The 6,017-nt window shown below is 49.9% G+C and carries 7 protein-coding genes; 5 read left to right on the top strand and 2 right to left on the bottom strand.

The features are described 5' to 3' along the window. A partial coding sequence (locus DFR47_RS20540) for an MgtC/SapB family protein (protein ID WP_147245689.1) occupies positions 1-452 on the bottom strand: 452 nt, incomplete at its 3' end. Positions 453-635: 183 nt separating this feature from the next. Continuing rightward, on the bottom strand, positions 636-1,043 hold the full coding sequence (locus DFR47_RS20535; RefSeq protein WP_113946380.1) for a lysozyme inhibitor LprI family protein: 408 nt from the start codon (positions 1,041-1,043) through the stop codon (positions 636-638). A 202-nt stretch (positions 1,044-1,245) separates the two neighbouring features. Here DFR47_RS20535 and DFR47_RS20530 point away from each other — a divergent pair, with 202 nt between their 5' ends. From DFR47_RS20530 to DFR47_RS20510, 5 genes are read left to right on the top strand one after another with little or no spacing between them, the layout of a single operon-like run. Then, positions 1,246-1,686 carry a terminase small subunit gene (locus DFR47_RS20530; RefSeq protein WP_113946379.1) on the top strand — a complete coding sequence of 147 codons (441 nt, stop codon included), beginning with the start codon at positions 1,246-1,248 and terminating at the stop codon, positions 1,684-1,686. Further along, entirely contained in the window at positions 1,646-3,040 is a 1,395-nt protein-coding gene (locus DFR47_RS20525) for a PBSX family phage terminase large subunit (RefSeq protein WP_113946378.1), read from the top strand. The genes DFR47_RS20530 and DFR47_RS20525 overlap by 41 nt, the downstream gene beginning before the upstream one ends. Continuing rightward, the gene (locus DFR47_RS20520) at positions 3,037-4,431 is read left to right on the top strand and encodes an anti-CBASS protein Acb1 family protein (protein ID WP_113946377.1); all 1,395 of its coding nucleotides are present in this window, start codon (positions 3,037-3,039) and stop codon (positions 4,429-4,431) included. The genes DFR47_RS20525 and DFR47_RS20520 overlap by 4 nt, the downstream gene beginning before the upstream one ends. Before the next feature lie 3 nt (positions 4,432-4,434). Continuing rightward, positions 4,435-5,550, top strand: a complete 1,116-nt coding sequence (locus DFR47_RS20515; RefSeq protein ID WP_113946376.1) for a hypothetical protein — start codon at positions 4,435-4,437, stop codon at positions 5,548-5,550. A gap of 2 nt (positions 5,551-5,552) precedes the next feature. Further along, the gene (locus DFR47_RS20510; RefSeq protein WP_113946375.1) at positions 5,553-6,005 is read left to right on the top strand and encodes a hypothetical protein; all 453 of its coding nucleotides are present in this window, start codon (positions 5,553-5,555) and stop codon (positions 6,003-6,005) included. Positions 6,006-6,017: the final 12 nt, after the last annotated feature.

The following is a 6,017-nucleotide window of genomic DNA, read 5'->3' as shown; positions in this document are numbered from 1 at the left end:
GTGTGAGATTTTCCGTTAGAGAACATCCACAAAGTGAGCAGGGCAAAAATCACGATTATTATCGCAACATCAAAAGTTCCCATGGCACATGCAATGCCAATTGCGCCAGTTGCCCATAGACTCGCAGCTGTTGCAGTGCCTTTAACTGAAGTGCTTAATCGCAGAATAGCACCGCCACCAATAAAGCCCATACCGGTAATGACCCCTTCAATAATCCTTGCTTGGGCTTCAGGATTGCCATTTGCAATTCCCTCGGTTGCTTGAACAAAACCGCAGCTAGCTACTGCGACTAAAGGAAATGTTCGAAGTCCGGCACTTCGTTCCTCTCGCTCACGGTGCCACCCTATAGGTAAAGCTAAAATATATGCTGCAGCCAGAGCGATAATATGCGGCCATACATTAAAATTGTCGGCGCTCAGAGTTGACGTAAGCGCGGCTTGAAATGTTTCCATACTTTACCTCTTGCAACTATCACTTGAGGATGAAAACGTTGAACGACAACATATGTTCCAAAATGGGAGTAGGCGAAGTTCCTCCAAATGGCCGGGTTATGCTGCCGTTCCTCACAGTTCGGCGCGGGTGCTCATTTCTATCTCCTCAGGAGAGGGGATTGATGTGGGAGATTTCACTCCTTGTTATTCGCCAGACGGCACTGGGCAGGTGAGGTCGCCTTCTTCGCAATTTAAATAATTAGATAATTGCTTGTTGCGATCTGAGGTTAATTGAGATCTGCACATGGCAACCATCATTGGGTGCAGACTTCCTCCAGCTATTGTTGACGTTGCAAAGTTACATTCGGCATCTCTAAACTTCATCCAAAGGCGCTGTGAGGTAATCAATAATTTTTTGGTATCTTCATCGTCAGCCAAACGACTTTCTATTTTCTTGTAGTTTGCATTGAGCTGTTTATCCGCTTTAGCCAATTCATCGTTAGCGCATTTGGTCATCGTTGCTTGGTCTTCTGCTTTATCGCAGTCAATTGATGCGTAAGATGGTAGTGCGAAGACAACTGCGCCCAGGGCCATCAAAGTAAACAACTTCATTTTCGTTCCCTCTATGATTTGCGGTATTGAAACTTGACTCTAGCATCAAAGCAAGAGGGATTTTCTCGATGAGAAAAGGATAACTCATGCCCTTTCTTGAATTCACCTTTCAATCATTCTGGCACTTTATCGGCATGATCATTTTAATCTGGGCGATATCCGCAGGGCTTGTAATGGTCGCTGCTGCTGTAAGGGGTGAGTGATGGGGATTTCGCCTGACCGTATAAAGCAGATAGCGGATAGAACAGATCGCAACGCAGGCGGGCGCCCAACGCTCTACAAAGCCGCATATGTGAATGATGTAATCTCGCATCTTGGCGAGGGCTTTACGCTTGCGTCATGGGCAGGGGAGATCGGCGTTTGTCGTGATACTGTCTATGAATGGGCTAATACTCATTCAGAGTTTTCCGACGCTATAAAAAAAGGGCGTGTTAAAGGGCAAGGTGTCTGGGAAAGGCGGCTGGCTAATCAGGCAGTAACCGGTTCCGGCAACACGGCGGCAATCATCTTCGCCATGAAGAACCTTTATCAAGACGATTGGGCAGACAAGATCGTGAATGAACACACCGGCAAGGATGGTAAGCCGATAGAGGTTAAAACACTTGCAGACTTCTACGCCAACCCTCAATCCGGCACTTCGTGATTTCTGGCTTACGCCGGCACGCAACCGTGTTCTCTATGGTGGTCGATCCAGCTCTAAATCATGGGATGCCGCGGGGTTTGCGGTGTATCTGGCAACACAGTGTAATATCCGTGTTCTGTGTGCCCGCCAGTTTCAGAACAAAATTGCAGAGAGTGTCTATACGCTTCTCAAAATTCAGATCAGCCGTTTTGGTCTGACTAATCAGTTCATCATCACTGAGAACACCATCCGGCATAAAGTGACCGGTGCGGAGTTCATGTTCTATGGGTTGTGGCGCCATATCGATGAAATCAAATCGCTGGAAAGCATCGACATATGCTGGATTGAGGAAGCACATAACCTCACGCAGGAGCAGTGGGACATTCTTGAGCCAACACTTCGTAAGGAAGGCTCTCAGTTCTGGATTATCTTCAATCCAAGGCTGACCACTGATTTTGTCTATAAGCGTTTCGTGCGCAATACCCCGCCCGATACGATCAAGCGGCATATCAATTTCAATGAGAACCCGTTTTTATCGACAACCATTCTCAAGGTCATCGATGCCAAGCGCAACGAGGATGAAGATGAGTTCCGGCATATCTATCTGGGTGAGCCATTAGAGGATGATGAGGCTGTTATTATTAAACGGTCTTGGGTGCTGGCTGCGGTTGATGCTCATAAGAAGCTCGGCATTCAGCCCAAGGGCGTGAAGCGTATCGGCTTCGACGTTGCTGACAGCGGGAATGATAAATGCGCGACTGTGGCCGCACACGGCTTTCTTGCAACGCATGTGGATGAATGGAAGGCGCGAGAGGACGAGCTTCTCAAATCCGCTGGCCGTGTTCATGCGCTAGCAAGAGAACTCGACGCAGAGATTGATTATGACAGTATCGGGGTGGGTGCCTTTGCTGGCGCTCAATTCCAAGCCCTTAATGTCGATCACAATGTGAAGATTGAGTATTTCCGGTTCAATGCTGGCGCTGCGGTTCTTAACCCAGAACGACAGGTTGACCCGAATGATCCGAAATCGCCGAAGAACAAAGATTTCTACGCCAACCTGAAAGCACAGACATGGTGGAGCGTCTCAAAGCGGTTTCGCAACACATTTAATGCAGTCACCAAGGGCGAAGTCTTTGATGAAGATGATCTAATCGCCATCTCGAGCGAGTGTGAGCATTTGGACGGCTTGATTGATGAGCTTTCAACACCACGCAAAGATTTTGACAATGCAGGGCGTTCCAAGGTCGAGAGCAAAAAAGACCTCGATAAACGCGATGTGCCATCACCCAACAAGGCAGATGCTTTCGTTATGGCATTTGCACCACGTGATAAAGCCCCGACGGCGGGCATGTTCTTAAGTAAGAGGCACCGATGAGCGCATTAAAAGCCTTGGCTAATGCTGCGGCACGGCGGCTTGATGTGATGTTTCCCGGATATTTTATGACGGCCAAACATAATCACTACAGGGACTTCGGCTATCCGGATAAAGTCACCTTCGACATGCTCTATGCCATGTATACCCGCAATGGCATTGCAGCAGCTGCCGTTGATAAAACCATTCTGAAAACATGGCAGGATGTTCCGTTTCTGCAGGAGCAACAGCGTGACGGTACACAGGGTGCGCATACTAAAGAGACGAAAGCTGAGGGAGAAATTCGGCAACGATTTGAAGACCTGCGGATCTGGTCAAGACTAGCAGAGGCTGATCGGCGCTCAATGGTTGGTTCTTATTCTGGGGTTATTCTGCGGCTGGCTGATAATAAGATGTTCTCCGAGCCTGTTGATACGGTTTCAGGTGGCCTGCTTGGCTTGGTTGAAATCATTCCGGCATGGGAAGGGCAACTCCAAGTCTCTCAATGGGAGACAGACGAAAAGAGCGAAGCCTACGGCCAGCCGCTTATGTTCCAGTTCAATGAGGCAAGTGTCGGTGATGACGTCCGTCAACCACGCAGCTTTATGCTGCATCCGGATCGCGTGATCATCTGGTCACGGGATGGCACATTTGATTGCAAGTCGCTGCTTGAGCCGGGCTACAATGATCTGATGACGCTGGAAAAGATCAGTGGTGCAGGCGGTGAAGGTTTCTGGAAGAATGCCAAATCCGCACCGGTGCTTGAAGTTGATCCGGAAGCCAAAATTGACGAAATGGCTCGGGCAATGGGCGTACCAGTCGAGGAACTGGTAGACCGCATGAATGAGCAGGTCGAGGATTGGCAGAAAGGCTTTGACAAGCTCCTGATGATCCAAGGCATGCAAGCTAAAAGCCTGAGTGTGACGCTACCAAGCCCTGAGCATTTCTTTGCAATCGCGCTGCAATCCTTTGCCGCCTCTATCACCATGCCGGTTAAAATTCTTGTTGGATCGCAGACCGGCGAGCGTGCCAGCACAGAGGACGCGACTGAGTGGTCACAGACCAACATGGCGAGGCGCAATAATACGGTTCGCCCGAACATCATGGAGCTTGTGAGCCGCCTTGAACGGTTTCGTATCCTACCAGAACGCGATTGGTATCTTGATTGGTCTGATCTGACCGAGGTGTCGATGACTGAAAAGATCGACCGTGTGACCAGGATGGCTGACACAAACCAGAAAATGCAGGGAATTGGCGAACTGGTGTTTACCGGTGACGAAATGCGTGAAGTGCTGGGCAAAGAGCCACTGAATGATGATCAGCGCTACCCTGATCGTATTGACGGCAATGACAACGATGAGTTTGACACGCCTCCGATAGTTGTCCCGCCTGCTGATCCTGAAATCGAGGACTAATCAATGAAGACAGTTCGGGTGAATATCCGCACACTGGCTAACGCCGGTGCGATTAGACGTGAGAAAAGGAACGGTCGTGATGTTGTGATCGTGCCGTCAGCAACCCTGCCGGACAATATCGTGATGAATAACATCATGTATCCGGCAGAGGAAATCGAGAAGAGCTTTGGCGGTCTTGAGCGCACTCCTGCACCACTCGGTCACCCTACCATTAACGGTAAGTTTGTTTCCGCACGTGATCCAGAAGGTATCAACCTTTCTTGGATAGGGGCGTGGAATGAAAATGTGCGCCGTGAGAATGGCCGTGTGCTGCTCGATAAGGTGATCGACGTTGAAATGGCGAACCGCTCAGAGGGCGGGAAAGCTGTTCTGAGTGCTATCGATAAAGGTGAGGCGGTTCATACATCTACCGGCCTTTTGGCAATGCTGGAAGTTGCAAACGGTGATGTTGATTACAAGCATATCGCCCGAGAAATCGTATTTGATCATGATGCAATCCTACTTGGGGAACAAGGCGCCGCCACACCTGAGCAAGGCGTTGGAATGCTCGTTAACTCCAATGGTGAAGCGCAGGAAATCGAAGTTATCAACTCTGCCGTCGATCAGGCCGACATTGAACTCGATTGGGCAGTGGATTCACTCGCCCGTGCATTGGAACGCCGCCAAAAGGCGACAGTTCTGGATCGTATGAAATCCGTCATCATGGAAGCCTTTGGCTTTACTGAGCGGGAACCCTCTACAAACAGAAAGGAAGACGACATGTCTGTCTCTAAAGAGCAGTTTGACGCACTTTCCGCGAAGGTTGAAACCCTCTCGGAAGGGCTTGCCAATATTGGCACTACCGTAGGTGATGCGGTGGCAAATGCCGTTAAACCATTGGTCGATGCACAAAATACGGCACTGGAAAACCAGAAGGCCAAGGACGATGCCGAAAAGGCTGGTCTGGTTGAAAAGGTGGTTAAGGCCAATCTGCTGACAGAAGCCGTGGCAAACAGCCTGAGTATTGAAGCCCTCAAAGAACTGGCTCCCAAAGCAGAGCCGGGCAAGGCCGCGCCGCTCAACAGTCAGTACAAGCCAAATGCTGAAAAGCAGGGCTTTAAAGTTCCGGAAGGAGAATAAGTATGGCTCGGTATAACAAGATTTTTGCAGGCCCATTCACTGAGGCAACACCACAGGTACATGAAAGTATTGCCGCCGCTGCGACTTTGCCGGGGCTTGCTGTGGTGTTCAATGCAACAGGCGGTTTTGCAATCGCGGGCGCTTCGATCAATGACGCAGTTTTCATCGCTCAGGACAATTATCTGACGCTGAACGGCGTTGATGATGAATGGAAAGCCGGAGATCGCATGATCGGCATGGAAATGCTGGATGCACAGCTTTTCAATGTCCGCGTGCCAACCGGTCAGAATATCACCAAGGGCGCAAAACTGACCACAAACGCAACAGGACGCTTTGTGCTGGCTGCTGCCGGTGATCGTATCATCGCAACTGCGGAAGAAGCATTCAACAATACAACCGGATCGGATCAGCTTGTGCGCGTGCGTGCAGCCAAGAGCCATCTGGCAGCAGCATAAGGGAGCTTCGCC

The organism is Pseudochrobactrum asaccharolyticum (genome assembly GCF_003314995.1).
GTDB lineage: Bacteria > Pseudomonadota > Alphaproteobacteria > Rhizobiales > Rhizobiaceae > Pseudochrobactrum > Pseudochrobactrum asaccharolyticum.
This window is presented reverse-complemented; position numbering and strand designations above follow the sequence as displayed.

What these genes read in the sequence shown, in the direction of transcription:
- DFR47_RS20520 (WP_113946377.1), top strand. Translation starts at nt 3,037, where the DNA reads ATGAGCGCATTAAAAGCCTTGGCTAATGCTGCGGCACGGCGGCTTGAT.
- DFR47_RS20510 (WP_113946375.1), top strand. Translation starts at nt 5,553, where the DNA reads ATGGCTCGGTATAACAAGATTTTTGCAGGCCCATTCACTGAGGCAACA.
- DFR47_RS20530 (WP_113946379.1), top strand. Translation starts at nt 1,246, where the DNA reads ATGGGGATTTCGCCTGACCGTATAAAGCAGATAGCGGATAGAACAGAT.
- DFR47_RS20535 (WP_113946380.1), bottom strand. Translation starts at nt 1,043, where the DNA reads ATGAAGTTGTTTACTTTGATGGCCCTGGGCGCAGTTGTCTTCGCACTA.
- DFR47_RS20515 (WP_113946376.1), top strand. Translation starts at nt 4,435, where the DNA reads ATGAAGACAGTTCGGGTGAATATCCGCACACTGGCTAACGCCGGTGCG.